Annotated in this window: 37 protein-coding genes and 8 other annotated features (1 of these 45 cut by a window edge); of the genes, 21 read left to right on the forward strand and 16 right to left on the reverse strand. The window is 49.9% G+C overall.

All coding sequences use genetic code 11. From position 1 onward, the window contains the following. Positions 1 to 910 (forward strand) — a mobile genetic element; it begins 13 nt to the left of the window's first position. The 5 genes from CP0191 to stbA all read right to left on the reverse strand — a co-directional run bounded on the left by CP0191 (position 3) and on the right by stbA (position 2,810). Next, positions 3 to 392, reverse strand: coding sequence for an ISSfl1 ORF2 (locus CP0191; RefSeq protein ID NP_858324.1), 390 nt, complete (start codon positions 390 to 392; stop codon positions 3 to 5). (Overlaps the previous feature by 390 nt.) Then, a complete protein-coding gene (locus CP0192; RefSeq protein NP_858325.1) occupies positions 398 to 847 on the reverse strand; it encodes an ISSfl1 ORF1 in 450 nt (149 codons plus the stop codon). (Lies within the feature at positions 1 to 910.) Next, positions 893 to 1,273: a hypothetical protein gene (locus CP0193; protein NP_858326.2), complete on the reverse strand. Its 381-nt coding sequence runs from the start codon at positions 1,271 to 1,273 to the stop codon at positions 893 to 895. A 182-nt stretch (positions 1,274 to 1,455) precedes the next feature. Then, positions 1,456 to 1,851 carry a plasmid stable inheritance protein gene (stbB, locus tag CP0194; RefSeq protein ID NP_858327.1) on the reverse strand — a complete coding sequence of 132 codons (396 nt, stop codon included), beginning with the start codon at positions 1,849 to 1,851 and terminating at the stop codon, positions 1,456 to 1,458. Then, a complete protein-coding gene (gene stbA / locus CP0195; RefSeq protein ID NP_858328.1) occupies positions 1,851 to 2,810 on the reverse strand; it encodes a plasmid stable inheritance protein in 960 nt (319 codons plus the stop codon). The genes stbB and stbA overlap by 1 nt, the downstream gene beginning before the upstream one ends. 370 nt (positions 2,811 to 3,180) lie before the next feature. Here stbA and yccB point away from each other — a divergent pair, with 370 nt between their 5' ends. The 7 genes from yccB (at position 3,181) to ycfA (ending at position 6,690) form a co-directional block, all read left to right on the forward strand. Beyond that, positions 3,181 to 4,152, forward strand: a complete 972-nt coding sequence (gene yccB / locus CP0196) for a hypothetical protein (RefSeq protein ID NP_858329.1) — start codon at positions 3,181 to 3,183, stop codon at positions 4,150 to 4,152. Beyond that, positions 4,149 to 4,460, forward strand: a complete 312-nt coding sequence (locus CP0197; RefSeq protein ID NP_858330.2) for a hypothetical protein — start codon at positions 4,149 to 4,151, stop codon at positions 4,458 to 4,460. Before yccB ends, CP0197 begins: the two co-directional genes overlap by 4 nt. 63 nt (positions 4,461 to 4,523) lie before the next feature. Then, positions 4,524 to 5,207, forward strand: coding sequence for a methylase (gene ycdA, locus CP0198; RefSeq protein ID NP_858331.2), 684 nt, complete (start codon positions 4,524 to 4,526; stop codon positions 5,205 to 5,207). Then, positions 5,208 to 5,429, forward strand: a complete 222-nt coding sequence (gene yceA / locus CP0199; protein ID NP_858332.1) for a hypothetical protein — start codon at positions 5,208 to 5,210, stop codon at positions 5,427 to 5,429. Beyond that, complete coding sequence (locus tag CP0200; RefSeq protein NP_858333.2) at positions 5,426 to 5,626, forward strand: hypothetical protein; 201 nt, start codon at positions 5,426 to 5,428, stop codon at positions 5,624 to 5,626. The genes yceA and CP0200 overlap by 4 nt, the downstream gene beginning before the upstream one ends. Before the next feature lie 33 nt (positions 5,627 to 5,659). After that, positions 5,660 to 5,875: a hypothetical protein gene (locus tag CP0201; protein NP_858334.1), complete on the forward strand. Its 216-nt coding sequence runs from the start codon at positions 5,660 to 5,662 to the stop codon at positions 5,873 to 5,875. A 44-nt stretch (positions 5,876 to 5,919) separates the two neighbouring features. After that, positions 5,920 to 6,690, forward strand: a complete 771-nt coding sequence (ycfA, locus tag CP0202) for a hypothetical protein (RefSeq protein NP_858335.1) — start codon at positions 5,920 to 5,922, stop codon at positions 6,688 to 6,690. A gap of 338 nt (positions 6,691 to 7,028) precedes the next feature. Here ycfA and CP0203 read toward each other — a convergent pair whose 3' ends face one another. The 8 genes from CP0203 to CP0210 form a co-directional block, all read right to left on the reverse strand. Continuing rightward, positions 7,029 to 7,682, reverse strand: coding sequence for a transposase (locus CP0203; protein ID NP_858336.1), 654 nt, complete (start codon positions 7,680 to 7,682; stop codon positions 7,029 to 7,031). A gap of 42 nt (positions 7,683 to 7,724) precedes the next feature. Next, positions 7,725 to 9,498, forward strand: a mobile genetic element (partial). After that, complete coding sequence (locus CP0204) at positions 7,757 to 9,358, reverse strand: ISSfl4 ORF3 (protein ID NP_858337.1); 1,602 nt, start codon at positions 9,356 to 9,358, stop codon at positions 7,757 to 7,759. (Overlaps the previous feature by 1,602 nt.) After that, complete coding sequence (locus CP0205) at positions 9,355 to 9,705, reverse strand: ISSfl4 ORF2 (protein NP_858338.1); 351 nt, start codon at positions 9,703 to 9,705, stop codon at positions 9,355 to 9,357. The genes CP0204 and CP0205 overlap by 4 nt, the downstream gene beginning before the upstream one ends. Next, positions 9,493 to 10,458 (forward strand) — a mobile genetic element (partial). It overlaps the preceding gene by 213 nt. Beyond that, complete coding sequence (locus tag CP0206) at positions 9,702 to 10,376, reverse strand: ISSfl4 ORF1 (protein NP_858339.1); 675 nt, start codon at positions 10,374 to 10,376, stop codon at positions 9,702 to 9,704. It overlaps the preceding feature by 675 nt. The genes CP0205 and CP0206 overlap by 4 nt, the downstream gene beginning before the upstream one ends. Beyond that, a complete protein-coding gene (locus CP0207; RefSeq protein NP_858340.1) occupies positions 10,324 to 11,061 on the reverse strand; it encodes an IS2 ORF2 in 738 nt (245 codons plus the stop codon). Before CP0207 ends, CP0206 begins: the two co-directional genes overlap by 53 nt. Next, positions 10,459 to 11,588 (forward strand) — a mobile genetic element (partial). It overlaps the preceding gene by 603 nt. Then, positions 11,132 to 11,497 carry an insertion sequence 2 OrfA protein gene (locus CP0208; protein NP_858341.2) on the reverse strand — a complete coding sequence of 122 codons (366 nt, stop codon included), beginning with the start codon at positions 11,495 to 11,497 and terminating at the stop codon, positions 11,132 to 11,134. Its footprint overlaps the feature before it by 366 nt. A gap of 380 nt (positions 11,589 to 11,968) precedes the next feature. After that, positions 11,969 to 12,607: a hypothetical protein gene (locus CP0209; RefSeq protein NP_858342.1), complete on the reverse strand. Its 639-nt coding sequence runs from the start codon at positions 12,605 to 12,607 to the stop codon at positions 11,969 to 11,971. A 180-nt stretch (positions 12,608 to 12,787) separates the two neighbouring features. Then, positions 12,788 to 13,128, reverse strand: a mobile genetic element (partial). Beyond that, positions 12,964 to 13,236 carry an iso-IS1 ORF1 gene (locus CP0210; RefSeq protein NP_858343.1) on the reverse strand — a complete coding sequence of 91 codons (273 nt, stop codon included), beginning with the start codon at positions 13,234 to 13,236 and terminating at the stop codon, positions 12,964 to 12,966. It overlaps the preceding feature by 165 nt. 116 nt (positions 13,237 to 13,352) lie before the next feature. Continuing rightward, positions 13,353 to 16,106 (reverse strand) — a mobile genetic element. Here CP0210 and CP0211 point away from each other — a divergent pair. The 4 genes from CP0211 (at position 13,435) to CP0214 (ending at position 16,496) form a co-directional block, all read left to right on the forward strand. Further along, positions 13,435 to 14,109, forward strand: coding sequence for an ISSfl4 ORF1 (locus CP0211; RefSeq protein NP_858344.1), 675 nt, complete (start codon positions 13,435 to 13,437; stop codon positions 14,107 to 14,109). Its footprint overlaps the feature before it by 675 nt. Continuing rightward, positions 14,106 to 14,453, forward strand: coding sequence for an ISSfl4 ORF2 (locus CP0212; protein NP_858345.1), 348 nt, complete (start codon positions 14,106 to 14,108; stop codon positions 14,451 to 14,453). Before CP0211 ends, CP0212 begins: the two co-directional genes overlap by 4 nt. Then, entirely contained in the window at positions 14,473 to 16,074 is a 1,602-nt protein-coding gene (locus CP0213) for an ISSfl4 ORF3 (protein ID NP_858346.1), read from the forward strand. A gap of 156 nt (positions 16,107 to 16,262) precedes the next feature. Beyond that, positions 16,263 to 16,496 (forward strand): IS100 ORF2, encoded by a 234-nt coding sequence (locus CP0214; RefSeq protein ID NP_858347.1) that lies wholly within the window; start codon positions 16,263 to 16,265, stop codon positions 16,494 to 16,496. Further along, positions 16,264 to 16,459, forward strand: a mobile genetic element (partial). Its footprint overlaps the gene before it by 196 nt. Positions 16,497 to 16,547: 51 nt before the next feature. Here CP0214 and CP0215 read toward each other — a convergent pair. Further along, entirely contained in the window at positions 16,548 to 16,838 is a 291-nt protein-coding gene (locus CP0215; RefSeq protein ID NP_858348.1) for a hypothetical protein, read from the reverse strand. Further along, positions 16,807 to 17,058 (reverse strand): hypothetical protein, encoded by a 252-nt coding sequence (locus tag CP0216; protein NP_858349.1) that lies wholly within the window; start codon positions 17,056 to 17,058, stop codon positions 16,807 to 16,809. Before CP0216 ends, CP0215 begins: the two co-directional genes overlap by 32 nt. Before the next feature lie 451 nt (positions 17,059 to 17,509). Between CP0216 and CP0217 the strand changes: the two genes are divergently transcribed. The 3 genes from CP0217 (at position 17,510) to CP0219 (ending at position 18,301) form a co-directional block, all read left to right on the forward strand. Further along, the gene (locus CP0217) at positions 17,510 to 17,794 is read left to right on the forward strand and encodes a hypothetical protein (RefSeq protein ID NP_858350.1); all 285 of its coding nucleotides are present in this window, start codon (positions 17,510 to 17,512) and stop codon (positions 17,792 to 17,794) included. Then, entirely contained in the window at positions 17,794 to 18,069 is a 276-nt protein-coding gene (locus CP0218; protein ID NP_858351.1) for a hypothetical protein, read from the forward strand. The genes CP0217 and CP0218 overlap by 1 nt, the downstream gene beginning before the upstream one ends. Before the next feature lie 52 nt (positions 18,070 to 18,121). Continuing rightward, positions 18,122 to 18,301, forward strand: a complete 180-nt coding sequence (locus CP0219) for a hypothetical protein (protein NP_858352.1) — start codon at positions 18,122 to 18,124, stop codon at positions 18,299 to 18,301. Then, positions 18,280 to 19,047, reverse strand: a mobile genetic element. (Overlaps the previous gene by 22 nt.) Here the strand turns inward: CP0219 and insB are convergent. Further along, entirely contained in the window at positions 18,295 to 18,798 is a 504-nt protein-coding gene (gene insB, locus CP0220) for an IS1 ORF2 (RefSeq protein NP_858353.1), read from the reverse strand. It overlaps the preceding feature by 504 nt. The genes CP0219 and insB overlap by 7 nt on opposite strands. On the opposite strand from insB, the gene CP0221 reads away from it, so the two are divergent. The 7 genes from CP0221 to ospG all read left to right on the forward strand — a co-directional run bounded on the left by CP0221 (position 18,873) and on the right by ospG (position 24,411). After that, positions 18,873 to 19,175: an IS1 encoded protein gene (locus CP0221; RefSeq protein ID NP_858354.1), complete on the forward strand. Its 303-nt coding sequence runs from the start codon at positions 18,873 to 18,875 to the stop codon at positions 19,173 to 19,175. A 208-nt stretch (positions 19,176 to 19,383) precedes the next feature. After that, the gene (locus CP0222) at positions 19,384 to 19,602 is read left to right on the forward strand and encodes a hypothetical protein (protein ID NP_858355.1); all 219 of its coding nucleotides are present in this window, start codon (positions 19,384 to 19,386) and stop codon (positions 19,600 to 19,602) included. Positions 19,603 to 19,620: 18 nt separating this feature from the next. Beyond that, a complete protein-coding gene (locus CP0223; RefSeq protein NP_858356.1) occupies positions 19,621 to 20,001 on the forward strand; it encodes an ISSfl4 ORF3 in 381 nt (126 codons plus the stop codon). Positions 20,002 to 20,536: 535 nt separating this feature from the next. Further along, complete coding sequence (gene ccdA, locus CP0224) at positions 20,537 to 20,755, forward strand: plasmid maintenance protein CcdA (protein NP_858357.1); 219 nt, start codon at positions 20,537 to 20,539, stop codon at positions 20,753 to 20,755. 1 nt (position 20,756) lies between these two features. After that, positions 20,757 to 21,062 carry a plasmid maintenance protein CcdB gene (ccdB, locus tag CP0225; protein ID NP_858358.3) on the forward strand — a complete coding sequence of 102 codons (306 nt, stop codon included), beginning with the start codon at positions 20,757 to 20,759 and terminating at the stop codon, positions 21,060 to 21,062. Positions 21,063 to 21,454: 392 nt separating this feature from the next. Continuing rightward, positions 21,455 to 23,092 (forward strand): invasion plasmid antigen, secreted by the Mxi-Spa secretion machinery, encoded by a 1,638-nt coding sequence (ipaH9.8, locus tag CP0226; protein ID NP_858359.2) that lies wholly within the window; start codon positions 21,455 to 21,457, stop codon positions 23,090 to 23,092. A gap of 728 nt (positions 23,093 to 23,820) precedes the next feature. Next, positions 23,821 to 24,411, forward strand: coding sequence for a protein OspG (ospG, locus tag CP0227; RefSeq protein NP_858360.1), 591 nt, complete (start codon positions 23,821 to 23,823; stop codon positions 24,409 to 24,411). Positions 24,412 to 24,467 lie beyond the last annotated feature (56 nt).

Genomic DNA, 24,467 nt, shown 5'->3' on the forward strand with positions numbered 1-24,467 from the left:
CCTTAATTACGTAAGCGTTGATAAAAGAGTCGGATGCAGCCCAGTTTCACTATCGCCAGGTAATTTCTCGCCGTTTTGTCGTAACGCGTGGCGATGCGGCGATATTCTTTCAGCCGCCCAAAGCACCGTTCAACGACATTACGATTGCAGTACGCATCACGATCAAGCTGTGCACGTCCATCCGATGCCATTTTCTCATTTGACTTTCGGGGGATTACTGCCTTTATACCGTTATTTTTCAGCTCGTTGCGCAATGCGCGCCCTGAATACGCTTTATCAGCCAGTACCGCATGTCCACGGCGTTTCATGCTGCCGTTCTGACGCTGAACGCCAATCCCGTCCAGAAGTCGTTGCGCGAACTGGCTTTCATGAGCTTGTCCGGGGCTTAGCACGATATTTAACGGGAGGCCACTTCCGTCTGTTGCCAGATGGATTTTGGTGCCAAAACCGCCGCGAGAGCGACCCGGCCCATTATCTCCGTCGATATCGGGATGTTTTTTTGAGCACCGGCGGCACATTTCAGCGCCCGGATATTACTGCCATCCAGCGCGGTGGCAGACCAGTCAATAAAGCCGTTTGCATCAAGTAGCGAAAGCAACCTGTTGAAAATAATATTAATCACGCCTGACTTTGACCATCGGTTAAAGCGGTTATAAACAGTTTTCCATGCCCCATATCGTTCGGGTAAATCGCGCCATGGTGCACTGGAACATAACACCCAGAACATGCCATTGATGATTTTACGGTGCTCAGCCCATGGGCGTCCGGCCCGTGGTGTGGCGGGTTCAGGAGGTAACAGGGGCTTGATGATGGTCCATGCCTCATCGGGAAGGTCGTAGCGAGCCATAGTTCAATATGTTGTGTAAACAGACAGTTACTATAACTCAGATGATTAAGGGACACAGCCTAGTTCAGCATCCCGGTTATCTGAAAGAAGACCTATTTTCTCTTTTGCACAACAGTACAGTGCGTCGAGGCGGCGGTAATACTCCATTAGCTTTGCTTTTCCAATCCCATCCTGCTGTTCAGTCCACACCTGTAGATTGGAAATCACTGCAAGAGCTTCAGCTAACATGTCTGTACTTTCACGTAATAAATCATGCGGCGTTTTTACAATTGAGGTGATCACAAATGGCAGTTTCTTTTGTTCAGTAATATACTGATAAAAAGCTGCAATAGCCTGAGTTTGACTGATATTCATCAGCTTCAGCACTTCATCTGCTTGGTTCTTTATATCATCATCAATACGTGCGTTAATGGTCGCCATCGTCATCTCTCTGTTATTGTCACACACTGACAATAATGCATATTTGCATTACAAGCAACGAGATAATGCAAAATTATTGCATTCCTGTCTGTTGCATTTTTTATGATAATCTGAATATTCGTAAAAATCTGATTTTTTAGTATGTATAAAAGAAGAGCAGGTAATTGACTGAACCTGCTCTTCTTTTATTATTTTTTTAACATAGAAAGATTGCGTCTGGTTTGTTCTTCGAAATCATCTTTTGAAGTGATGCTCTCTGATTTGTTTTCTGAAGATGCCTCTATGATGTTTTTTAACACACTTATATCAATTGATGTGGATGTGTATCCTGTTGTTTGTTCTATAAGTTTCACCAGATTTTCTGCAGTGATTTTCTCACTGAAAAAAACGCTGATTAGCGTTAACAGTCGGGGGGCAACAGAATAAAGAGCTGCTCCGCAAATAAGGGATTGTCTGTAGAAATCTCCCCGCATTTGTACTGGGAGAGAGTCTATTGTTTGTTGTGTCAGGTTGTCCTGCGGATAAAGTGCCGGGTGCAGGTATGCCACAACTTTCTTTCTTTTTTTTGGATCACTGCTTTCCATTACGCATGCACCATTGCTTTCACCAATGCAAACTGAGGTTCATCCACCTTGTTCACTTTCAGATTCGGGAAATATTGCTTTATGTGAGGGTAAATAAGCTCGGCTCCTCCGCCAGTGAGATAGATTCGGTTCATTCCTGAGAATGTTGAAATTTCCTGCCTGATGCTTTCTGCCAGAGATTTCACTTCTCTGTCTATTACATGAGAAATGTTTTTTATTTCAGCTACATCATTTATTAATGTCTGGAGATATTCATTATCGTGTCTGTTTTTTATTAACTCATCAGCAATAAAATAATTACATGGTGTGGAGGCTTTCGTCAGCGCATTCATGACGGTATGAGTGATGCGGGATGTCCCGATTTCTGAATAGCCACGGATTTCAGAAATGCCTTCAAATGCACCGAGAATTAAACCACAATCCAGAGTGGTTCCTCCAAGATCGATAATCAGGCTGCGTTCAAGTTTGTTTACTTTATCTTTTTTTAGTGATTCAAATGCAGCTGGCAAAGATTCAGGCATTACATTAACTTTTTTAATTTTAAATGTTTCCCCTTTATTCAGAGATATCTCACGGAGAACATTTGCCTTTTTTCTTTCTATTCTTTCTTCATTTGGTTGATTGTCATTATCAAAGAATTCGGTCACAGGTAATGTTACTGTCAGTTCTACATCCTGTGGCTGAAGGCCGGATGTCAGCAGTGCATGATGTATGGCAAGCAGATTGGTGGTGCTGTATTGATAACTGACATGTGTTGTACCTATGACAGCAGTGCTTCCCAAATCATAGGTGTATTTTTTTTCATCCACGACGTAATTGTAAACTTTGCCGGCATTAAACAGTCCCGGGTTCCAGCCTTCTTTAAAGCTGTTTCCTGACAGACTGGTTCTTACCTCGCCATCTTCAAGCCAGGCCAGTTTTACGTTAGTTGAACCATCATCGCATGATACTTTTAGCATTCTTTTTGCCTCGTTTTGAGTTTGTGTTTATCTCAAATTGAGCATCCTTTATGTCGGTGCATCTTTTTGAGTTTTTTATTGTTTCTTATTGTGACTCATTTTGAGTCTATGTCAAACGGTGTTGCTCTTTTAGAGTCTCTTTATGTTCTTGTTGTGGTTCATTTTGAGTTCTTATTGGTTTCTCATTTTGCGCCACGAACTGAGACGGATACTATTTAACCAGGCCGTGCCGGCACGTTAACCGGGCTGCATCCGATGCAAGTGTGTCGCTGTCGCCGGCCTCCTCACCCGGTCACGTTTCGTCATTCCTCCTCCACGCGCTGCGGCTTCGGGGCCGCACCTGCATTCGTATGCGGTCGCCCGGTTACAGGTGCGGCACGGCCTGATGGAGGCCGCATGTGAGAGGAGAATTCCCATGCCAAACTGGTGCTCGAATCGTATGTATTTTCCTGGTGAGCCGGCACAGATCGCTGAGATTAAACGACTGGCCAGCGGTGCAGTCACACCGCTTTATCGCCGCGCCACAAATGAAGGTATTCAGCTGTTTCTGGCCGGAAGTGCCGGACTTCTGCAGATCACTGAAAATATCCGCTCTGAACAGTGCCCCGGAGTGACGGCTGCCGGACGTGGTGCTGTATCGACGGAAAATATCGCGTTCACCCGCTGGCTGACACACCTGCAGAACGGTGTGTTGCTGGATGAACAAAACTGCCTGATGCTGCATGAACTCTGGTTACAGAGCGGTACTGGCCAGCGTCGTTGGGAAGGATTACCGGATGATGCCAGGGAAACCATCACTGTGCATTTCACCGCAAAAAGAGGTGACTGGTGTGACATATGGGGTAACGAGGATGTATCGGTGTGGTGGAACCGTCTGTGTGACAACGTAGTGCCGGAAAAAACCATGCCGTTTGACCTGCTGACGGTTCTGCCGACCCGCCTGGATGTTGAAGTGAACGGCTTTAATGGTGGTGTTCTGAACGGTGTTCCTTCTGCATATCACTGGTATACGGAACGGTATGGCGTGAAGTGGCCTTGTGGATATGACCTGAATATCAGCAGTCAGGGAGAAAACTTCATTCAGGTGGATTTCGACACTCCGTGGTGTCAGCCGGAAAGCGACGTTATTGCAGAATTAAGCCGCCGTTTCAGCTGCACGCTGGAGCACTGGTATGCCGAACAGGGCTGTGATTTCTGTGGCTGGCAGTTGTATGAGCGTGGAGAGCTCGTCAATGTGCTGTGGGGGGAACTTGAATGGTCTTCCCCGACAGATGACGATGAGCAGCCGGAAGTCACCGGACCTGCGTGGATAGTCGACAATGTGGCGCATTATGGCGGATGAAGTATGACGGAGACGGGCGGGCAACCGCCCGTTTCTTTTCCGACAAAGGATGTCGCCGTGCTCCTCTTTTTACTGCGCCGGCTGACGCGGCGCGGCATAAACGCTGCCTGTGGTCAGTGTCCCGCGTCCGGCGGGCACGGGACGGGCGCTTTTACCGCTCCCGGCTGGTGTCGGTGACAGTGTACGCCAGCCCGTCGCCCTTTTCTGATGAACGCCCTTCAAGCCGCTTTCGCGGCATAACCTTGCTGTCAAAAAGACGACGGCTGCGGTATTCCACGGTCGGCCTGACCCGTTACCGGAAGCGATGAACAGCCCACAGGCAGCGGGGAACGGGCACCACAGGGGTGCCCTCTGTAAGAGAAGGATCTGTTATGTCCCGTTTTGTCCTCGGTAACTGCATCGATGTTATGGCCCGTATTCCTGATAACGCCATTGATTTCATCCTCACCGATCCGCCATATCTCGTCGGTTTTCGTGACCGTCAGGGGCGTACCATTGCTGGTGATAAAACTGATGAATGGCTGCAACCGGCCTGTAATGAAATGTACCGCGTACTCAAAAAAGACGCGCTGATGGTGAGCTTCTATGGCTGGAACCGCGTCGATCGCTTTATGTCTGCCTGGAAAAATGCGGGATTCAGCGTTGTTGGTCACCTGGTCTTCACCAAAAACTACACATCGAAGGCCGCATATGTGGGCTATCGCCACGAATGCGCCTACATCCTGGCAAAAGGCCGTCCACGTCTGCCACAAAACCCGCTGCCGGACGTGTTGGGCTGGAAATATTCGGGCAACCGCCATCACCCGACGGAAAAGCCCGTTACCAGCCTGCAACCGCTGATTGAGAGCTTCACACACCCGAATGCGATAGTGCTGGACCCGTTTGCAGGCAGCGGTTCAACCTGCGTCGCCGCCCTCCAGTCCGGACGCCGGTATATCGGTATCGAGCTGCTTGAGCAGTATCACCGTGCCGGACAGCAACGACTGGCTGCCGTACAGCGGGCCATGCAGCAGGGGGCCGCGAATGATGACTGGTTTATGCCGGAGGCTGCGTAAATGAACTATGCCGGACACGAAAAACTTCGCGCCGAAGTGGCGGAGGTGGCCAATGCCATGTGCGACCTGCGTACAACCATGAATGAGATGGAGCGGCGGTACAGCTTTAATGCTGACACCCTGCCGGAACGTCTGGTGCGTCAGACGTTGTTTCGCGCAAACCGCCTCTTGATGGAGGCATATACCGAAATTCTGGAACTGGATTCCTGCTTCAAAGATTGAGGGGAGAGAGTATGTACGGAACATGCGAAACGCTATGCCGGGCGCTGGCAGCAAAGTATTCGGGAGACACGCCGCTGATGCTGGTTATCTGGTCCCCGGAAGAGATTCAGGCCCTCGCTGACGGAATGGATATTTCCCTGTCCGATCATGAAATCAGGACCGTCCTGGCGCACCTGGAGGACATCCCGGAAGACTAGCGGATTGAGTCCGGTATTTCTTCCGCCGCGGCGATGGAGATTATCAGCAACGTGCGCGAAAACCGCCAGGTGACCGTCCCTGCTGAACTGCTGGAGACCCTGACTCAGATCGCTGAACAGGCACTGTGGAAACGTGAATGGGCTGCCCGGGATCACGGTTTCCCCCTCCCGGAATACGTTACCCGCCGACAGGCGATGGTTGATCAGGCCCGCAGCCTGCTGAAAAACAACACACACGAAAACGACTGATGTTATCGCCGCCTGTGGGCGGCGATACAGGGAGTTCATGAATTATGAATGAAACGCTGAATGCTCTGATTTGTCGTCACGCCCGTAACCTGCTGCTGGCGCAGGGCTGGCCGGAAGAGACGGATGTTGACCAATGTAACCCGAACTATCCGGGCTGGATCAGCATTTACGTGCGGCTGGATGCGCCCCGGCTGGCGACGTTACTCGTTAACCGCCACGATGGCGTGCTGCCGCCGCACCTGGCCTCCGCCATTCAGAAACTGACCGGAACCGGAGCGGAACTTGTTCTGTCCGGCAGTCAGTGGCAGTCGCTGCCGGTACTTCCGGCGGACGGAACGCAGGTGTCTTTCCCGTATGCCGGTGAATGGCTGACCGAAGACGAAATCAGGGCAGTTCTTGATGCGGTGCGCGATGCAGTATGCAGTGTCAGTTGCCGGGGGGCAGAAGATGCGCGGCGTATCCGGGCGGCGCTGACCACAAGCGGTCAGACGTTGCTGACCCGCCAGACGCGCCGCTTTCGCCTGGTCGTGAAGGAAAGCGATCACCCCTGCTGGCTCGATGAAGACGATGAAAACCTGCCCGTGGTGCTCGATGCCATCCTGAACCGGGGCGCACGTTTTTCGGCGGTGGAAATGTATCTGGTCAGCGATTGTATTGAGCATATCCTGTCCAGTGGGCTGGCCTGCGATGTGCTGCGTATACCGGATGAACCGCCCCGCCGGTGGTTTGACCGTGGTGTTCTGCGGGAAGTTGTCCGGGAAGCCCGGGCCGAAATCCGCAGCATGGCGGATGCCCTGGCAAAAATCCGGAAATGATGACGATGGCGGGGAAAATCTATGGTCACCCCCGTTTTTGCAACACTGATTTTTGATTAATGGTGGGCTTGCTTAAATCTATCCGGCGTCTCTGTGGGCAAGGGATGCCCGCGCCTCGATGAGTTCCGCACCTGATAATCCTAAAAATCCCCTCGGCTTCAGTGAGCCATTTTCCCCTGTTAGGTTTTTAATCAGGTCGATTTGCCGTTCATGTCATCAATAATCAATCTTCGCAAAACCAGACGGTAACTTGTATCTTATTGTTTGCAATAAGCTAATTGAGTTTTGTCAGCATCTATATATCAGGCCTGATATTCTTTTTGCTGAGTAGTGATTGCCTAGGCAATTCGGGCCAGTTTATTTGCCAGAGCGCAGGCAACCACATTCGAATGCTTCTTGTTGAGTTGCTCCCGAACCCACTCAGCAAGTTTTCCATGCTGGCGTTCAAGCTGCATCATGAATGAGCGGGCACACTGAACCAGTAACCGGCGTAAATTTTTATCACCTCGCTTACTGATACCCAACAGAGTCGATTTTCCTCCAGTGCTATACTGCCGGGGAACGAGCCCTGTGGAAGCCGCAAAATCTCTGCTGCATGAAAACTGTTTCCCGTCACCAAGTTGCGACGATAGTAAGCTGGCAGTAATCGGCCCAACACCAGGAATTGTCATAATGCGCTGAGCGGTATCATCAGCGTTGATTGACTGACTTAATTCTGATTCCAGCTCTGCTATTTGCTCAACAAGGTAAAGGTAGTGGGTATGCAACCTCACCAAAAGGCGGCTCAGATATTCGGGGATTTCGTGTTCAGCCAATACGAGAGACAACCGTTTTATTACGGCATCCCCTGTCGGCAGGCTGATTCCAAATTCCAGCAGGAAACCGTGGATCTGGTTGGTTGTTTTCACCTTATCTCTGATGAGCGATTCTCTGACCCGGTGTAATGCCCTTATTGCTTGCTGGGTCTCAGTTCTTGGCTGGACAAAACGCATTGATGGTCGTGAAGCCGCTTCACATATGGCTTCTGCATCAACGTAAGCGCCCCGAGAAGTACGTAGCGTAAGGATTATTTTACAGACGAGAAGTTCCAGGGCAGCAGTTCATGCACTTGGTTCGACGGCCAGTCATTGAGCTTCTCGATCACTTCGCGCAACCAGTCCTCCGGCTCCACTTCGTTCTGTTTGCAGGTGACCAGCAGACTGTAGATGATCGCCGCACTTTCTCCTCCCTTGTCTGAGCCGAAAAAGAGATAATTTTTTCTTCCAACCGCCACCGATCGTAACGCGTTTTCACCGATGTTGTTGTCTATTTCCACCCAGCCGTCACGACAGAACTCGTTCAGCGCATTCCAGTGATTCAGGATATAGTCGAACGCCTTCGCCATCTCCGCATGTTTCGACAGCGTTTTCCTCTGCAACTGTATCCAGTCGTACAACGACTGCATCAACTGGACGCTTCTGGCTTTTCTGACTGCAAGCCGTTCCTCTGCCGGACTGCCACGTATCTCCGCTTCTATGTCGTATAACTCTGCTATCCGTCTGAGCGCTTCCTGAGTCATTTCTGTCGGACGGCGCACATCCTCGTCATGGGTTTTTCGGCGGGCGTGGGCCAGGCACCCGGCTTCCTTCACCCGGCCCGTTTCGTACAGTACGTTATAACCTGCATAGGCATCAGCCTGCAGTACGCCCTGATACTTTGCCAGGTGGAGCTGCGGATGTTCTCCTTTGCGATCTGCCGAATACGCGAACCAGACGGCTGCCGGCAGGGATGAACCCGCATTACGATCATCCCTGACGTATACCCACAGACGACCCGTTTTCGTCTTTCCGTTCCCCGGGGCCAGTACTTTCACCGGAGTGTCATCTGCGTGCACCTTTCCTGCCTCCAGAACATAGTCATTCAGCGCTATATACAGAGGACGGAGTTTGTCTGCCATTTCTGATACCCAGCGCACCATGGTATTACGGCTCAGCTCCACGCCCTGTCGCGCGTATATTTCTGACTGGCGATATAAAGGGATATGTTCCATATATTTGCTGACCAGGATCCGTGCAAGTAACCCTGCACTGGCATAACCGCGTTCGATCGGTTTAGGAGGAAGTGGTGCCTGAACGATGACATCACACCGGCTACAGGCCAGTTTGGGACGTATGGTTTCGATAACTTTAAAGGCGGTATTAATGATATCCAGTTGCTCTGAGATTGTTTCCCCCATTTCTTTCAGAACACCTCCACAGGCCGGGCAACTGGTTTCAGCAGGCAGAAGGCGATGTGTCTCCCGGGGAAGTTCTGCCGGCAGCGGTTTTCGTGAAGATTCTCGTCCCGGGGATTCAGGCTTACTGGCGATCGGGTTTTCTGACGGGGGACTGGTGTCAGGTGAATCTGTGACTGACGATGCATCTTCCAGAAGATTTCTGGCTGTGTTCAGCCGGTTTTCCAGTTCCGACAGTCGTTTTTCTGCCTGTCGGATCTGATTTTCAAGCTTATGACGCTTTTTCTCTGAACTCTGGCCGAACAACATACGACGCAACCTGTCGAGTTGCGCTTTCAGCCGTTCAATTTCCTGCTCATAGCCCGCGACCTGACAGGCATACTGTCGAAGCCGACTCTGTTGCTTACGCAACATGGCTTTAAGCAGCTCAATATCATCGGGGAGTTCATTGTTCATTCCCTTGTTTTATCACGGGTTATATCCGGATGCCAGGCCGTTCTGTCCGTTTGGGATGTTGCCACGCGATCCCCTCCAGTAGCATGGATAACTGAGCTGGCGTCAGGTGCACTTTCCCTTCCCGGGTCACCGGCCAGACGTTTGGCGAACAGGCATAACCCGTCACGATCGGCCCACAGTATTTTCACCATTTTGCCACTGCGGCCCCGGAAGACGAAGATATGCCCGGAGAACGGGTCATCTTTCAGCGTGTTCTGCACCTTCGAAGCCAGGCCATTGAAGCCACAACGCATATCTGTGATGCCAGCGATGATCCAGATTTTGGTACCGGTCGGCAGCGTTATCATCGGATACCCCCTTTCATTTCGCGGATTAGCGCCCGTAACAGTTCCGGAGTGAGAGGGTCAAACAGTTTTACCACACCTGATTTAAGATGCAGCTCGCACCGTGGGACGTTTCCGGGAGCCCCCTCAGGGCGCTCATCATGCTTGTTACGCCAGAAGGGATTTGTAACTGGTCTGGTCGGCTCCGGCGTATCAGTCAGTGCCACCGGGACAGGCATGCATTCCTGTATGTCATCATCGCTCAGTAAGCCGTCCTCGTACTGGCTTTTCCATTTAACCAGCAGGTTATTATTGATATCGTGTTCTCTGGCGATCCGGGCAACAACAGCCCCAGGCTGTAATGCCTGCTTAGCCAGACGGACCTTAAATTCACGGCTATAGCTGGTTCGCCGTTCTTTTCGCCATGAGCCTTCTCTGATTTGAGGCTCTGTTAATTCCTTCTTTCTGTTGGCATAAAGGATGGCGTCAAGTTGAGCGAATGAAACTGAATCGGGCAATGGCCATGCGATACCGGATGCAAGAAATCGCTGAAAAAGCGTATGTATTGTGGAATGACTGAGACCCAGACGCTGAGCGATGGCCCGGATGGTCAGTTTATCTTCAAATCTTAAACGCAGGGCATCAGGCAAATAAGAACGGAAGCAGGGAATATCTTTTGTTGTCTGGGAATTCATCGTTCGTGTCCATCAATATAGATGGGCGCGATTGTTGCCAGACAGGACAATTTTCACAAGACGTCGCTGATGGGGCGCTTACCGTTTTCACGAAGCTCTCTGCTATTCCGTTACTCTCCGGACTCCGCACCGCCGTGTTCTTCGGTTCAAGTCCCAACATCCGGGCGAACTGGCGTGTTTCATTAGCCCGGTAGCATGAACCATTATCCGTCAGCCACTCCACTGGAGACGACGGAAGATCGTTGCCGAAGCGGCGTTCCACCGCTCCCAGCATGACGTCCTGTACTGTTTCACTGTTGAAGCCGCCGGTAGTCACCGCCCAGTGCAGTGCCTCACGATCACAGCAGTCCAGCGCGAACGTGACACGCAGTCTCTCTCCGTTATCACAGCAGAACTCGAACCCGTCAGAGCACCATCGCTGATTGCTTTCTTTCACGGCCACTCTGCCTGTATGTGCCCGTTTCGATGGCGGTACAGCAGGTTTTCGCTCAAGCAACAGCGCGTTCTGGCGCATGAGCCGGTAAACACGTTTGGCATTGATCGCAGGCATACCATCAAGTTCTGCCTGTCTGCGAAGCAGCGCCCATACCCGACGATAACCATACGTGGGCAGCTCTCCGATAACATGGTGTATACCGAGAAGCACATCCGTATCATCAGTGTGACTACTGCGGGGGCCATCCATCCAGTCATCGGTTCGTCTGAGAATGACGTGCAACTGCGCACGCGACACCCGGAGCAACGGCTGACTAAGCTTACTCCCCATCCCCGGGCAATAAGGGCGCGTGCGCTATCCACTTTTTTGCCCGTCCATATTCAACGGCTTCTTTGAGGAGTTCATTTTCCATCGTTTTCTTGCCGAGCAGGCGCTGGAGTTCTTTAATCTGCTTCATGGCGGCAGCAAGTTCAGAGGCAGGAACAACCTGTTCTCCGGCGGCCACAGCAGTAAGACTTCCTTCCTGGTATTGCTTACGCCAGAGAAATAGCTGGCTGGCTGCTACACCATGTTGCCGGGCAACGAGGGAGACCGTCATCCCCGGTTCAAAGCTCTGCTGAACAATTGCGATCTTTTCCTGTGTGGTACGCCGTCTGCGTTTCTCCGGCCCTAAGACATCAATCATCTGTTCTCCAATGACTAGTCTAAAAACTAGTATTAAGACTATCACTTAAATAAGTGATACTGGTTGTCTGGAGATTCAGGGGGCCAGTCTACCCAGCAAGCGCTGTAACTCTTTTATTTGTTTTATAGCGGCAGCCAGTTCTGAGGCAGGAACGACATCCTCTCCGGCAGCAACAGCAGTGAGACTTCCTTCCAGATATTATTTTTTCCACTTAAGCAACAGGCTGGGCTGAATACCATGCAAACGCGCCACATGGGACACCGTCATGCCAGGCTCCATTGTCTGCTGAATAATGGCAATTTTTTCCTGAGGAGTTTTACGTTTACGAAGCTCCAGCCCCAGCAAAGTTCCAGTCATCTCAAAATTAGAACTAGTGTTAGACATATATCCAAGCCTATCTCTTATTTTAAGATACATCCACTGTCTGGCGTTTCAAGGGGCCGGCTCAAATCTATGTACAGGCTCTCAGCATCAGCAAAGCCTCTTACTTTTCCAACTACTACTGTTAGCATAGTGATCAAATTCCTGATCAGATACATGAATTACCTGAACCGAACTATTTTCATCTACAAATGCATCTGGCGATTTTTCTACAGGATCATAAAGATTAAATCCCTTTCCTGTTTGAACATCCAAAAACATAATTTTTTCACCATCGTTAAATCCAGCTATCCAATGAGTGGCCTGTTCAATAGAAATCATTACTACACTTCCTTTTGAAGTATTTTGTAAAATATTTTCTGCAATACGCTCACGAAATTTACTATAAGTTTCATTAGGATGTGACACTATGCCTTCACTATCAATTTGCTCTAAATGCCTATGAAAAAATCCGGTCATATACTCTGATATTTCATTAGGTACGGGAGCCTCTCTTACTCCATACCCTAACATAGCCATACAAGCATGAAGCGCACACCCTGAACAGTTACCATCCCCACCAGACGGATTTATCATTTTCTGTAAAGTCGCTGCCAATTCAGAATCTTTATCCATATCACCAAGACTTTTAGAGTTTAAAGATTCCAGCAATTTTTTAACATTTACATTTCCCTCCTCTGTATGTGCCTCATATCCAGCAGTTCCCTGTAACGACACCCCATTAATCATATTGTATCCTGACAGTATATATACTCACTATATTTTCTTCATAACAAATATCCCTCTGATATGACAACAAAAAACGGAGCCGGATTCCTGTTTTTGTGAACTGCAGCTATTCGTGTCTAAAAAGTGATCCACTTACCACCAACGGCCTAATATATACAGAACGGAGTAAACAGGACTAACAGTTCCCGACAGGTCTCATCATTCCGTGGCCCGAAAGTGTAAGCCAACACACCGCCAGTTTTAGTGTTGTACGAATACCAGAGCCAGTGTTGTTGCAGCCTTGCTGCCAACGAAGCGCCACTGCTCATCAAGTTCACAGATAAGGGCAACATCAGCGTGAGCGACTGGCGCAGATGTTATCCGCCGGGGCGGGAGCTTTTTAATGTCCGTATGACGGTATTGATGCCGATTTTCAGTGTCCTGGCGGTATCACGGCCCCCTGCGCCGTTATGTGCCATTTCAACGATCTGCTCCTTAACGCCGGGTTTTCTGGCTTCATAAGAGTAAGTGAGCTGGAAAACACGTTTACATGAGCGACAACGGAAACGCTCATGCCGGGAACAACTACGGCCATGTCGATAAACTTCATCGGAATGACAGCGCGGACAATGAACAGTAACGGTAGCCATGGAAAACCTTAAATACCAGTAGATTACCAGAAACTTCTGTCGATTGAAGACATCACCCGAAGTTTGAATTCATTCGAATACTTTTTACGAGGTTCTTTTCGCCAGTCCTGTAATTCGTAAGCGCCCCATCAGCGACGTCTTGTGAAAATTGTCCTGTCTGGCAACAATCGCGCCCATCTATATTGATGGACACGAACGATGAATTCCCAGACAACAAAAGATATTCCCTGCTTCCGTTCTTATTTGCCTGATGCCCTGCGTTTAAGATTTGAAGATAAACTGACCATCCGGGCCATCGCTCAGCGTCTGGGTCTCAGTCATTCCACAATACATACGCTTTTTCAGCGATTTCTTGCATCCGGTATCGCATGGCCATTGCCCGATTCAGTTTCATTCGCTCAACTTGACGCCATCCTTTATGCCAACAGAAAGAAGGAATTAACAGAGCCTCAAATCAGAGAAGGCTCATGGCGAAAAGAACGGCGAACCAGCTATAGCCGTGAATTTAAGGTCCGTCTGGCTAAGCAGGCGTTACAGCCTGGGGCTGTTGTTGCCCGGATCGCCAGAGAACACGATATCAATGATAACCTGCTGTTTAAATGGAAAAGCCAGTACGAGGACGGCTTACTGAGCGATGATGACATACAGGAATGCATGCCTGTCCCGGTGGCACTGACTGATACGCCGGAGCCGACCAGACCAGTTACAAATCCCTTCTGGCGTAACAAGCATGATGAGCGCCCTGAGGGGGCTCCCGGAAACGTCCCACGGTGCGAGCTGCATCTTAAATCAGGTGTGGTAAAACTGTTTGACCCTCTCACTCCGGAACTGTTACGGGCGCTAATCCGCGAAATGAAAGGGGGTATCCGATGATAACGCTGCCGACCGGTACCAAAATCTGGATCATCGCTGGCATCACAGATATGCGTTGTGGCTTCAATGGCCTGGCTTCGAAGGTGCAGAACACGCTGAAAGATGACCCGTTCTCCGGGCATATCTTCGTCTTCCGGGGCCGCAGTGGCAAAATGGTGAAAATACTGTGGGCCGATCGTGACGGGTTATGCCTGTTCGCCAAACGCCTGGAACGGGGCCGCTTCGTCTGGCCGGTGACCCGGGAAGGGAAAGTGCACCTGACGCCGGCTCAGTTATCCATGCTACTGGAGGGGATCGCGTGGCCACATCCCAAACGGACAGAACGGCCTGGTATCCGGATATAACCCGTGATAAAACAAGGGAATGAACAATGAACTCCCCGATGATATTGAGCTGCTTAAAGCCATGTTGCGTAAGCAACAGAGTCGGCTTCGACAGTATGCCTGTCAGGTCGCGGGCTATGAGCAGGAAATTGAACGGCTGAAAGCGCAACTCGACAGGTTGCGTCGTATGTTGTTCGGCCAGAGTTCAGAGAAAAAGCGTCATAAGCTTGAAAATCAGATCCGACAGGCAGAAAAACGACTGTCGGAACTGGAAAACCGGCTGAACACAGCCAGAAATCTTCTGGAAGATGCATCGTCAGTCACAGATTCACCTGACACCAGTCCCCCGTCAGAAAACCCGATCGCCAGTAAGCCTGAATTCCCGGGACGAAAATCTTCACGAAAACCGCTGCCGGCAGAACTTCCCCGGGAGACACATCGCCTTCTGCCTGCTGAAACCAGTTGCCCGGCCTGTGGAGGTGTTCTGAAAGAAATGGGGGAAACAATCTCAGAGCAACTGGATATCATTAATACCGCCTTTAAAGTTATCGAAACCATACGTCCCAAACTGGCCTGTAGCCGGTGTGATGTCATCGTTCAGGCACCACTTCCCCCTAAACCGATCGAACGCGGTTATGCCAGTGCAGGGTTACTTGCACGGATCCTGGTCAGCAAATATATGGAACATATCCCTTTATATCGCCAGTCAGAAATATACGCGCGACAGGGCGTGGAGCTGAGCCGTAATACCATGGTGCGCTGGGTATCAGAAATGGCAGACAAACTCCGTCCTCTGTATATAGCGCTGAATGACTATGTTCTGGAGGCAGGAAAGGTGCACGCAGATGACACTCCGGTGAAAGTACTGGCCCCGGGGAACGGAAAGACGAAAACGGGTCGTCTGTGGGTATACGTCAGGGATGATCGTAATGCGGGTTCATCCCTGCCGGCAGCCGTCTGGTTCGCGTATTCGGCAGATCGCAAAGGAGAACATCCGCAGCTCCACCTGGCAAAGTATCAGGGCGTACTGCAGGCTGATGCCTATGCAGGTTATAACGTACTGTACGAAACGGGCCGGGTGAAGGAAGCCGGGTGCCTGGCCCACGCCCGCCGAAAAATCCATGACGAGGATGTGCGCCGTCCGACAGAAATGACTCAGGAAGCGCTCAGACGGATAGCAGAGTTATACGACATAGAAGCGGAGATACGTGGCAGTCCGGCAGAGGAACGGCTTGCAGTCAGAAAAGCCAGAAGCGTCCAGTTGATGCAGTCGTTGTACGACTGGATACAGTTGCAGAGGAAAACGCTGTCGAAACATGCGGAGATGGCGAAGGCGTTCGACTATATCCTGAATCACTGGAATGCGCTGAACGAGTTCTGTCGTGACGGCTGGGTGGAAATAGACAACAACATCGGTGAAAACGCGTTACGATCGGTGGCGGTTGGAAGAAAAAATTATCTCTTTTTCGGCTCAGACAAGGGAGGAGAAAGTGCGGCGATCATCTACAGTCTGCTGGTCACCTGCAAACAGAACGAAGTGGAGCCGGAGGACTGGTTGCGCGAAGTGATCGAGAAGCTCAATGACTGGCCGTCGAACCAAGTGCATGAACTGCTGCCCTGGAACTTCTCGTCTGTAAAATAATCCTTACGCTACGTACTTCTCGGGGCGCTTACCATACGGTGGTCGGTTTACGCTTACCGCAGGACAGGTGGTAACTGAAAAATAGTTTGCTGAGGCGACTGGAAACAGAAGGGCAAGATCGATTCCGACAGCAGTGATGGTCAGCTACCTCATCGATAACTTTGCAACAGTGCCCTTCTTGAAGCATCATGCTTCATGAAGAAAAACTGGCACGTCATCAACGTAAACAGGCGATGTATACCCGAATGGCAGCCTTCCCGGCGGTGAAAACGTTCGAAGAGTATGACTTCACGTTCGCCACCGGAGCACCGCAGAAGCAGCTCCAGTCGTTACGCTCACTCAGCTTCATAGAGCGCAATGAAAACATAGTTTTACAGGGGACATCTGACATCACAAATCCCCGGGTGGGGATTTGTGTATAAGAGACAGCCCATGGAGGAAGGGGATATATCGCAGCTCTGACGACTCACTCCTTATTTACCCGGGAAATACTTCTCCAGCAATGCATACAGGATGGCAGCGGTTTCAGCATCCATTATGCCGTCATAATTTTTCTGCCGGAAATGAAGCTGAAAAGCGCGGACAAGCGCCTTATATCCGTCATCCGTCTCCACACCAGAAATACTGTATCCATAGGTCTTCAGCCGTGACACGATATCAACCTTATCCGGAATGCCCTGCGATTCAAAAAATAAATATTTAGTCAGTAATTTTATGTTTTTCCTGAAAAAATTACTCTTTTTCGAACTCCAGTGAGCGTTCACGACTCATCAGTGTGAAAATGATGGCAAAAACAGCAGACAGTATCAGTACGATAAATGTGGCCCCCCATCCCAGATAATCGACAACAAGTCCCATTCCCAGTGTCGCAACAATTGAGCCGAAGATATAGGAAAATGTGCCTGACAGCCCTAACAGAATAAGTTTACGCGTAAATCGCCCGGAATCCAGAAGAGCATTAAGTATCACATAAACAGGTTCCATACCAGTCCTGACCGCATCAGGACGCCAGTAAATAAAATCTCGTAGTCCACCGGCATCAGAGACAAGAGTAATCGTCGTTACCGGTATTTCGACTGGTTTGTACTGGTGTGAGCGGACAAAACTACTGTACGTCTCTCATACACGCTCGTAAGCGGCCCTCACGGCCCGCTAACGCGGAGATACGCCCCGACTGCGGGTAAACCCTTGTCGGGACCACTCCGACCGCGCACAGAGGCATTTTCATCGCTGACAGGCCGCATGGCCTCGCAGAGCCGGAGGGGGACTGGTGATATTCGGACGACCGTACCGGCTTGCGCCGGGCTTCGGCGGTTTTACACCTGTGCTACATGTAACCACCGTATGCCGCCTTATATGCGCTGACTCGCATTATTTGCCTTGTTCCGTCTGAAAGTAATCACTATGATTAAATATGATTAACAACTAATCGGGTATGCAAATGAAAAACAATACCGCACAAGCAACAAAAGTAATTACCGCGCATGTGCCATTACCTATGGCTGATAAAGTCGACCAGATGGCCGCCAGACTGGAACGCTCCCGGGGCTGGGTTATCAAACAGGCGCTTTCTGCATGGCTTGCCCAAGAGGAGGAGCGTAATCGCCTGACGCTGGAAGCCCTGGACGATGTGACATCCGGACAGGTTATCGACCATCAGGCTGTACAGTCCTGGGCGGACAGCCTCAGTACTGACCATCTGTTACCGGTGCCACGCTGATGGAACTGAAGTGGACCAGTAAGGCACTTTCTGATTTGGCGCGGTTATATGATTTTCTGGTGCTGGCCAGTAAACCTGCTGCCGCCAGAACGGTGCAGTCCCTGACACAGGCGCCGGTCATTCTGTTAACTCATCCACGTATGGGAGAACAGTTGTTTCAGTTTGAACCCAGGGAGGTCAGACGGATTTTTACTGGCGAGTACGAAATCCGTTACGAACTTACTGGCCAGACTATTTATGTATTGCGCCTGTGGCACACACGAGAGAACAGGTAGATTGGGTGTGGAGGCAACTTTAACATAGCCTGCAGGTATTAATTCTGGAGCATTGTTATCAGGCCAGATATTTTGCATTCCATTAAATAATCTTGTAGGAGATAAAATAAATTACGATGAAATAACGAAAATTACCGCTCGTGACTGGCGGCAATATCGCGCTCCGGGCTGGCAAATAACCCATCAGAAACGTTATTGCCAGACATTGCGGGTAATGACTCCAACTTACTGATAGTGTTTTATGTTCAGATAATGCCCGATGACCTTGTCATGCAGCTCCACCGATTTTGAGAACGACAGTGACTTCCGTACCAGCCTTGCCAGATGTTGTCTCAGATTCAGATTATGTCGCTCAATGCGCTGAGTGTAACGCTTGCTGATAACGTGCAGCTTTCCCTTCAGGCGTGATTCATACAGCGGCCAGCCATCCGTCATCCATACCACGACCTCAAAGGCCGACAGCAGGCTCAGAAGACGCTCCAGTGTGGCCAGAGTGCGTTCACCGAAGACGTGCGCCACAACCGTCCTCCGTATCCTGTCATACGCGTAAAACAGCCAGCGCTGACGTGATTTAGCACCGACGTAGCCCCAATGTTCGTCCATTTCAGCGCAGACAATCACATCACTGCCCGGTTGTATGCGCGAGGTTACCGACTGCGGCCTGAGTTTTTTAAGTGACGTAAAACCGTGTTGAGGCCAACGCCCATAATGCGTGCGCTGGCGCGACATCCGACGCCATTCATGGCCATATCAATGATTTTCTGGTGCGTATCGGGCTGAGAGGCGGTGTAAGTGAACTGTAGTTGCCATGTTTTACGGCAATGAGAGCAGAGATAGCGCTGATGTCCGGCAGTGCTTTTGCCGTTACGCACCACGCCTTCAGTAGCGGAGCAGGAAGGACATCTGATGGAAATGGAAGCCACGCAAGCACCTTAAAATCACCATCATACACTAAATCAGTAAGTTGGCAGCATTACCCTGCCCCTGTATCGCCAGCAGCACATTTTCTCCCGAATGGGTGTGGAGCTCCCCGTCAGTACAATGGCGGATATGGTCGGTGTTGCCGGAGCTGCACTGGCCCCGCTGGCGAAACTGCTACGCCATGAGCTTCTGACACGGGATGTTATTCATGCAGATGAAACGTCCCTGAGGCTCCTTGATACCCGGAAAGGCGGTAAATCCTGCTCCGGCTGGCTGTGTGCTTACGTCAGCGGTGAAAGAAGCGGTCCGCCGGTCGTCTGTTTTGACTCGCAGACCGGACGGGCCCTCAGATACCCTGAGACCTGGCTGCAGTGCTGGTGTGGCAGTACGCTGGTGAGTGACGGATACAGCGTGTACAAATCTCTGGCGGATAATCACCCCGGCATCACATCAGCCTGTTGCTGGAGTCACGCAGGGCGCGGCTTCGCAAATCTGTATAAGGCCAGCAGGGAGCCCCGTGCAGGCGTGGAGCTGAGAAAAATCGCGGGTCTTTACCGCATTGAGAAACTCATCCGTGAGCGCCCTGTGGAAAAAATACGGCAGTGGCGATAACGGTACTCCCGGCCGATAGTGAATGACCTGTTTGCCTGGCTTGAAGAGCAGGAGCCGTGCTGTCCGCCCGACGGGCCATTAAATAAGGCGATTAACTATATTCTGAACCGGCGCGATGAACTGAGCTGCTTCCTGGGTGACGGAGCTGTGCCCCTGGACAACAATATCTGCGAGCGTGCCATTCGCCCGGTTGTTATGGGACGGAAAGCGTGGCTGTTCGCCGGTTCACTGATGGCCGGAAACCGGGCGGCACAGATAATGAGCCTTCTGGAAACAGCAAAACGTAATGGTCTGGAGCCACATGCCTGGCTGACGGACGTCCTGACGCGTCTGCCGGAATGGCCGGAGGAGCGACTGGCAGAGTTGCTGCCTCTTGAGGGATTTACCTTCACCGGGTGAGTGATACCTGCCGTCAGGTGTTCGTGAACCGGGCTATAACCTGCAGTCGGTTGTTGAACGCCTGACAACAGGAAATCAGCCAGGCCAGCAACCACGCGGACTGACAGAGAATCAGAACCTGAATCAGCCTGAAATCATACCCGGGGCAGTACTTCATCACCAGTCACCAATACCCGTGTCAGTACTTCGCGGCCTGACGCGATCACCCGACTCAGTACTTCTGAGCCCGCCTCCGGTACCATTCTCTGTGGGCCCGTACACAACAACAGAAAAGGGTGCCCGGCCCGGGGCGCAACCGTATTACACTTCCGGAAAATCGTTATACGCAGAAAAATCGGATCACGCTGTGCCTGCTTTCATGTAATTTACTTACGGTGTTATAAGTATGCTAATTATAGTATAAAAAAATCGCAGCAGAAAAAATTGTATTAAAAACTTATAGCGAATTAATGGTGTACTTTTTATGGATATTGATGGTTTGTACCATTAATATATACTCATATACATATCATAAGTATGTTTTTGAGGGCTTATCATGAAGCAGCGTATTACTGTCACTATAGACAGTGACAGCTATCAGTTACTTAAATCCGCAAACGTGAATATCTCAGGCCTGGTAAATACGGCCATGCAAAAAGAGGCCCGCCGTCTGCGTGCGGAACGCTGGCAGGCTGAAAATCAGCAGGGGATGGCTGAGATCGCCCGTTTTATTGAAATGAACGGCTCTTTTGCCGATGAGAACAGGGACTGGTGAAATGCAGTTTAAGGTTTACGCCTATAAAAGAGAGAGTCGTTATCGTCTGTTTGTGGATGTACAGAGTGACATTATTGACACGCCCGGACGACGGATGGTGATCCCCCTGGCCAGTGCCCGCCTGCTGTCAGATAAAGTCTCCCGTGAGCTTTACCCGGTGGTGCATGTCGGGGATGAAAGCTGGCGCATGATGACCACTGATATGGCCAGTGTGCCGATCTTCGTTATCGGGGAAGAAGTGGCTGATCTCAGCCACCGCGAAAATGACATCAAAAACGCCATTAACCTGATGTTCTGGGGAATATAAATGTCAGGCTAGGGTCAAAAATCGTGGCGTTGACAAAATGGCTGCGTTACGTCATTGAGCATATCCAGGACTGGCCGGCAAACCGGGTACGCGATCTGTTGCCTTGGAAAGTTGATCTGACCTCTCAGTAAATATCAATACGGTTCTGACGAGCCGCTTACCGTTCAAATATGAAGTACGATGTTTAACTAACCGAAAAACAAGAACAATACGGTGCAAACAGGCCATTCACGGTTAACTGAAACAGTATCGTTTTTTTACAGCCAATTTTGTTTATCCTTATTATAATAAAAAAGTGCTGAAGTTCATTTCATGGAATGAACTTCATAAAAACTCCTACTTATTTCTTTTAACAAAGCCATTTGTCCACCGGCTTTAACTGGATGCCCATCATGTTACCGATAAATAATAACTTTTCATTGCCCCAAAATTCTTTTTATAACACTATTTCCGGTACATATGCTGATTACTTTTCAGCATGGGATAAATGGGAAAAACAAGCGCTCCCCGGTGAAGAGCGTGATGAGGCTGTCTCCCGACTTAAAGAATGTCTTATCAATAATTCCGATGAACTTCGACTGGACCGTTTAAATCTGTCCTCGCTACCTGACAACTTACCAGCTCAGATAACGCTGCTCAATGTATCATATAATCAATTAACTAACCTACCTGAACTGCCTGTTACGCTAAAAAAATTATATTCCGCCAGCAATAAATTATCAGAATTGCCCGTGCTACCTCCTGCGCTGGAGTCACTTCAGGTACAACACAATGAGCTGGAAAACCTGCCAGCTTTACCCGATTCGTTATTGACTATGAATATCAGCTATAACGAAATAGTCTCCTTACCATCGCTCCCACAGGCTCTTAAAAATCTCAGAGCGACCCGTAATTTCCTCACTGAGCTACCAGCATTTTCTGAGGGAAATAATCCCGTTGTCAGAGAGTATTTTTTTGATAGAAATCAGATAAGTCATATCCCGGAAAGCATTCTTAATCTGAGGAATGAATGTTCAATACATATTAGTGATAACCCATTATCATCCCATGCTCTGCCAGCCCTGCAAAGATTAACCTCTTCGCCGGACTACCACGGCCCACGGATTTACTTCTCCATGAGTGACGGACAACAGAATACACTCCATCGCCCCCTGGCTGATGCCGTGACAGCATGGTTCCCGGAAAACAAACAATCTGATGTATCACAGATATGGCATGCTTTTGAACATGAAGAGCATGCCAACACCTTTTCCGCGTTCCTTGACCGCCTTTCCGATACCGTCTCTGCACGCAATACCTCCGGATTCCGTGAACAGGTCGCTGCATGGCTGGAAAAACTCAGTGCCTCTGCGGAGCTTCGACAGCAGTCTTTCGCTGTTGCTGCTGATGCCACTGAGAGCTGTGAGGACCGTGTCGCGCTCACATGGAACAATCTCCGGAAAACCCTCCTGGTCCATCAGGCATCAGAAGGCCTTTTCGATAATGATACCGGCGCTCTGCTCTCCCTGGGCAGGGAAATGTTCCGCCTCGAAATTCTGGAGGATATTGCCCGGGATAAAGTCAGAACTCTCCATTTTGTGGATGAGATAGAAGTCTACCTGGCCTTCCAGACCATGCTCGCAGAGAAACTTCAGCTCTCCACTGCCGTGAAGGAAATGCGTTTCTATGGCGTGTCGGGAGTGACAGCAAATGACCTCCGCACTGCCGAAGCCATGGTCAGAAGCCGTGAAGAGAATGAATTTACGGACTGGTTCTCCCTCTGGGGACCATGGCATGCTGTACTGAAGCGTACGGAAGCTGACCGCTGGGCGCAGGCAGAAGAGCAGAAATATGAGATGCTGGAGAATGAGTACCCTCAGAGGGTGGCTGACCGGCTGAAAGCATCAGGTCTGAGCGGTGATGCGGATGCGGAGAGGGAAGCCGGTGCACAGGTGATGCGTGAGACTGAACAGCAGATTTACCGTCAGCTGACTGACGAGGTACTGGCCCTGCGATTGCCTGAAAACGGCTCACAACTGCACCATTCATAATCACATCGCATAAAACTGTCAGCGCCAGTGATAGGACAGGTGAAACCTGTCAATACGTACCGGCTTACGCCGGGCTTCGGCGGTTTTACTCCTCTGCCATATGCAACAACGGAGTGCCGCCTTACATGCCGCTGGCGCGGCATATCCTGGTGACGATATCTGAACAGTTATATACTGTGTATATACGTGGTAATGACGAGGTGGCAAATGGCACAGGTTAATATGAGTGTAAGAATCGACGCAGAACTGAAGGATGCTTTTATGGCCGCTGCAAAAAGCATGGACCGTAATGGCTCTCAGTTAATCCGGGATTTTATGCGCCAGACCGTTGAACGGCAGCACAATTCTTGGTTCCGTGACTAGGTTGCGGCAGGCCGTCAGCAACTCGAATGCGGTGATGTGCTTCCCCATGACATGGTCGAATCCTCTGCTGCTGCATGGCGGGATGAAATGAGCAGGAAGATTGCTGATAAATGATGGAGATGTTCTGGACCATGCTGGCCATCCAGGACAGGAAGCGCATTCGTAGTACATTGCGGAGCAGAACCTGATGGCCGCCATTGAACCGGACGAACGGATTGGTTATTCAGCCAGCAGCCTGGCAGGGCAGCCGTATAAAGGCCGCAACGGTCGTGTGGAAGGAACATCTGGACCACACAAGGTAGCGTGTAACGTTATTTTGTGTGAAAATCTCTTGTGATTTTTAAATATCGTAACAAAGGTATGACATGAAAATAACATCTACCATTATTCAAACACCTTTTCCATTTGAGAATAATAATTCTCATGCTGGCATAGTAACGGAGCCCATTCTCGGTAAGTTAATAGGTCAGGGGTCGACAGCAGAAATCTTTGAAGATGTGAATGATTCATCTGCTTTGTATAAAAAGTATGATCTTATTGGCAACCAGTACAATGAGATTCTGGAAATGGCTTGGCAAGAATCTGAGCTTTTTAATGCTTTTTATGGCGATGAAGCATCCGTTGTTATACAGTATGGCGGAGATGTGTACCTCCGAATGCTGCGCGTGCCTGGGACTCCCCTTAGTGACATTGATACAGCTGATATCCCTGATAATATAGAGAGCCTTTATCTACAGTTGATATGTAAATTGAATGAGTTGAGTATAATCCATTACGATCTTAATACAGGTAATATGCTGTATGATAAAGAAAGTGAAAGTTTATTCCCAATAGATTTTCGCAATATTTATGCTGAATATTACGCTGCAACCAAAAAAGATAAAGAGATTATCGACCGACGATTACAAATGCGTACAAATGATTTTTATTCGTTATTAAACAGGAAATATTTATAGACGTATTTGTTGATGCTATAAGCCAGAGGCTCTTCTATGAGAATATGGGGACCATT

Origin of the sequence: Shigella flexneri 2a str. 301 (genome assembly GCF_000006925.2) — a bacterium.
In the GTDB taxonomy this organism is placed as follows: Bacteria; Pseudomonadota; Gammaproteobacteria; order Enterobacterales; family Enterobacteriaceae; genus ECMA0423.

Coding starts and splice junctions, on each gene's coding strand:
- CP0192 (NP_858325.1), bottom strand. CDS start 847: ATGGCTCGCTACGACCTTCCCGATGAGGCATGGACCATCATCAAGCCC.
- CP0193 (NP_858326.2), bottom strand. CDS start 1,273: ATGACGATGGCGACCATTAACGCACGTATTGATGATGATATAAAGAAC.
- stbB (NP_858327.1), bottom strand. CDS start 1,851: ATGGAAAGCAGTGATCCAAAAAAAAGAAAGAAAGTTGTGGCATACCTG.
- stbA (NP_858328.1), bottom strand. CDS start 2,810: ATGCTAAAAGTATCATGCGATGATGGTTCAACTAACGTAAAACTGGCC.
- CP0197 (NP_858330.2), top strand. CDS start 4,149: ATGAAGTATGACGGAGACGGGCGGGCAACCGCCCGTTTCTTTTCCGAC.
- ycdA (NP_858331.2), top strand. CDS start 4,524: ATGTCCCGTTTTGTCCTCGGTAACTGCATCGATGTTATGGCCCGTATT.
- yceA (NP_858332.1), top strand. CDS start 5,208: ATGAACTATGCCGGACACGAAAAACTTCGCGCCGAAGTGGCGGAGGTG.
- CP0201 (NP_858334.1), top strand. CDS start 5,660: ATGGAGATTATCAGCAACGTGCGCGAAAACCGCCAGGTGACCGTCCCT.
- ycfA (NP_858335.1), top strand. CDS start 5,920: ATGAATGAAACGCTGAATGCTCTGATTTGTCGTCACGCCCGTAACCTG.
- CP0203 (NP_858336.1), bottom strand. CDS start 7,682: ATGCGTTTTGTCCAGCCAAGAACTGAGACCCAGCAAGCAATAAGGGCA.
- CP0204 (NP_858337.1), bottom strand. CDS start 9,358: ATGAACAATGAACTCCCCGATGATATTGAGCTGCTTAAAGCCATGTTG.
- CP0205 (NP_858338.1), bottom strand. CDS start 9,705: ATGATAACGCTGCCGACCGGTACCAAAATCTGGATCATCGCTGGCATC.
- CP0206 (NP_858339.1), bottom strand. CDS start 10,376: ATGAATTCCCAGACAACAAAAGATATTCCCTGCTTCCGTTCTTATTTG.
- CP0207 (NP_858340.1), bottom strand. CDS start 11,061: ATGGATGGCCCCCGCAGTAGTCACACTGATGATACGGATGTGCTTCTC.
- CP0208 (NP_858341.2), bottom strand. CDS start 11,497: ATGATTGATGTCTTAGGGCCGGAGAAACGCAGACGGCGTACCACACAG.
- CP0209 (NP_858342.1), bottom strand. CDS start 12,607: ATGATTAATGGGGTGTCGTTACAGGGAACTGCTGGATATGAGGCACAT.
- CP0210 (NP_858343.1), bottom strand. CDS start 13,236: ATGGCTACCGTTACTGTTCATTGTCCGCGCTGTCATTCCGATGAAGTT.
- CP0211 (NP_858344.1), top strand. CDS start 13,435: ATGAATTCCCAGACAACAAAAGATATTCCCTGCTTCCGTTCTTATTTG.
- CP0212 (NP_858345.1), top strand. CDS start 14,106: ATGATAACGCTGCCGACCGGTACCAAAATCTGGATCATCGCTGGCATC.
- CP0213 (NP_858346.1), top strand. CDS start 14,473: ATGAACAATGAACTCCCCGATGATATTGAGCTGCTTAAAGCCATGTTG.
- CP0214 (NP_858347.1), top strand. CDS start 16,263: ATGCTTCATGAAGAAAAACTGGCACGTCATCAACGTAAACAGGCGATG.
- CP0216 (NP_858349.1), bottom strand. CDS start 17,058: ATGGAACCTGTTTATGTGATACTTAATGCTCTTCTGGATTCCGGGCGA.
- CP0217 (NP_858350.1), top strand. CDS start 17,510: ATGCAAATGAAAAACAATACCGCACAAGCAACAAAAGTAATTACCGCG.
- CP0218 (NP_858351.1), top strand. CDS start 17,794: ATGGAACTGAAGTGGACCAGTAAGGCACTTTCTGATTTGGCGCGGTTA.
- insB (NP_858353.1), bottom strand. CDS start 18,798: ATGTCGCGCCAGCGCACGCATTATGGGCGTTGGCCTCAACACGGTTTT.
- ccdA (NP_858357.1), top strand. CDS start 20,537: ATGAAGCAGCGTATTACTGTCACTATAGACAGTGACAGCTATCAGTTA.
- ccdB (NP_858358.3), top strand. CDS start 20,757: ATGCAGTTTAAGGTTTACGCCTATAAAAGAGAGAGTCGTTATCGTCTG.
- ipaH9.8 (NP_858359.2), top strand. CDS start 21,455: ATGTTACCGATAAATAATAACTTTTCATTGCCCCAAAATTCTTTTTAT.
- ospG (NP_858360.1), top strand. CDS start 23,821: ATGAAAATAACATCTACCATTATTCAAACACCTTTTCCATTTGAGAAT.